General features: G+C 32.3%; 2 protein-coding genes. Both read right to left on the bottom strand.

The features are described from left to right. Positions 1 to 618: AraC family transcriptional regulator (locus tag AC1WHX_RS12015; protein ID WP_481229456.1), on the bottom strand; the 618-nt coding region annotated here is incomplete at its 3' end. A 26-nt stretch (positions 619 to 644) separates the two neighbouring features. Beyond that, the gene (locus AC1WHX_RS12010; protein ID WP_278583910.1) at positions 645 to 1,544 is read right to left on the bottom strand and encodes a helix-turn-helix domain-containing protein; all 900 of its coding nucleotides are present in this window, start codon (positions 1,542 to 1,544) and stop codon (positions 645 to 647) included. Positions 1,545 to 2,015: the final 471 nt, after the last annotated feature.

The following is a 2,015-nucleotide window of genomic DNA, read 5'->3' as shown; positions in this document are numbered from 1 at the left end:
GTAGTCGGAAGTGGGTAGACCTTTTTCCGATATTTTATTCATAAAGAAATATTCATCGATCAACCTTTTAGTTTTTTGTATTATACATCTGTTCACCTCTGATCTTGTAATAAATTGTCGGGTATAAAAACGTTTGCAATAATTCAAGAGTAGTTCGATTTTTCCTGAGATCAAGATATTGGTGTATTTGTCTATGCCCCAGTTCAATTCATCAGAAATATCTTCGAAGCGTGTCGTGAGAATTTTCTTTTCTCGTAATGAGATGTGTAAAGATTCGTTCTGTCGATAATTGAAAAAGGAGTAATCGTTAAAATGTTTTTTTATAGCAGAGGTGTTGATCAGATCTGCATGGAAAGACAAAAATATGCTTTTTTTATAAAAACTCAAGTCTTCTGATGTTAAACAAGACAGAGAATATTCAGGAGATAAGAATATTACGCTTGCATCTTGGTAATCACAACACAATCTTCCGAAATCAGGGCATGAAGATCTGTCTTTTAGTATAATACGGTAAAATCCGGTTTCTATAAAAGTATTCGATATATCGGATAAACAGCCTATGTTTATCAACGGATGTATTGTTTTGCTGTGTAACGATTTGTCACATTGCACTATCATGTCTACCTGATAAATTTTCGTTGTTCTTAAACCTGAAGCTTTCTGTATTCATTCGGGGTGTACCCCATATTTTTTTTGAATATGCGATTAAAATGTTGTGAATATTGGAATCCCAGTTCATAAGATATCTGACTAATCGTTTTTTCTGTCCCGATAATCATCTCTTTGGCAAGATCTATGATTTTATTTTGTATATATTCTTGTGCTGTTTTTCCGGTCTCTCTTTTTATTAAATCTCCGAAATAGTTGGGAGAAAGGCACACTTTATCTGCAAAATATTTAACAGAAGGCAAACCGTCTACTTTAGGTTTATTATCTGCAAAATATTCTTCAAGTAAATTTTCGAATTTTGAGAGAATATCTTTATTGACAGTCGATCTTGTAATAAATTGCCGTGCATAGAACCGCATGCAATAATCTAATAATAATTCGATGTTTTTTGATATTAAGCATTTACTATAATTATCTATCGGATGACTAAGTTCTATACTTATTTTTTTCAAGCAGTCGAGAAAAATTTCTTTTTCTTCTTCTGACAAGTGCAAAGCCTCGTTCGAAGCATAGGAAAAGAAAGAGTATTGTTTTATATTCTTACCTAATGATGTACCTTTTATCAAATCTGGATGAAATAAAATACCATGAGCACTTAGTTTTATTCCGTCTGTAATTTCTGTTTCGACGACTTGTCCGGGAGCAAAACTGGTAACAGTACCTTCTTGGTAATCATAAATCTGCTTTCCATAGCGAATATCTCCGCATTTGGTTTCTTTCAGAAATAATGCATATAGTCCGTAATTCAGTGTGAAATGAGTCGGAAATTTTGTGGCTTTCGATAAATCTACTACACCTACTAACGGATGTAGTGTTTCAAGACCGAATAATTCGTTATACCGATCTACTGTGTCCAACTTTAGGATTTTTTCCATAGCGCTTTTATTTATTCTGTTACAAATGTAATCAATATAAACATGAGTGCCGCTCCTCTTTATTCGGAATCAGTAATTATGTTACAACTATCCGTAATATCTGCACAAATATCTGTATGGAGGTAATTTTTTTGTTTCTGGGATTTCTTAAAATTTGAGCTTATCTGACCTCAAAATGTTTTGAAAATAGATTTTATTCTATTTTGGATGACGTGTTAAGTAGATTAATATGTCTAAAGCATGGGATTCTACGTTAATATCAGTGCCTGGAGAAGAACCAATTATATTTATCTTTGTTTTTTGAGTAATAATTTGTTTGTAAAATAAAAAGTTATGGGATTGATTATTTACATTATCGGTATTATCGCAACGGTTTATGCGATTATGGATGTTTTTAAAAAGAATATATCTACAGCTTGTAAATTAGGAGTGACGATAATTCTGTTGCTTACGAGTTGGATAGGATTGTTG

The organism is Coprobacter sp., from assembly GCF_982436375.1.
Note: the sequence above shows the minus strand (reverse complement) of the source record. Positions and strands in the feature narration are given on the sequence as shown.